Annotated in this window: 1 protein-coding gene; it reads left to right on the top strand. The window is 26.3% G+C overall.

Translation table 11 applies throughout. The annotated features are described in order from the left end of the window. Positions 1–149 precede the first annotated feature (149 nt). A partial coding sequence (locus GNY06_RS15015; protein ID WP_394350817.1) for a tyrosine-type recombinase/integrase occupies positions 150–433 on the top strand: 284 nt, incomplete at its 3' end.

The following is a 433-nucleotide window of genomic DNA, read 5'->3' as shown; positions in this document are numbered from 1 at the left end:
TTGTTTATAGTACTTAAACTGTTTTATGGAGGTTGATAGCATACAAATTTAATTTATATGTAAAGATAGATTTTTTTTAAAAAATATAACTAAAAATATTTGGATACATATTATTAAAATGTTTAATTTGTGTCATTAATTATTATATATTGACTATTACAGCCCTTTTGCCATTATTTCTAAATTACCTGAAAGTAGAGAAAAGATATAGCAGTCATACTTTTTTATCTTATGAGAATGATTTGAATGGGTTTATCATATTTTGTAAGCAGGATTATGAAACTGATTTATTGAAAAATATTTTACACCTGCATATCAGGAGTTGGATTGTATCCTTGATGTCAGATAATAATTCTGTAGTGACCGTCAATCGAAAAATATCAACATTGCGCACTTTTTACAAATGGGCGCTAAGAAAAGGATACACAACTAC

The sequence above is a fragment of the Elizabethkingia argenteiflava genome, assembly GCF_009904105.1.
Lineage (GTDB): Bacteria > Bacteroidota > Bacteroidia > Flavobacteriales > Weeksellaceae > Elizabethkingia > Elizabethkingia argenteiflava.
This window is presented reverse-complemented; position numbering and strand designations above follow the sequence as displayed.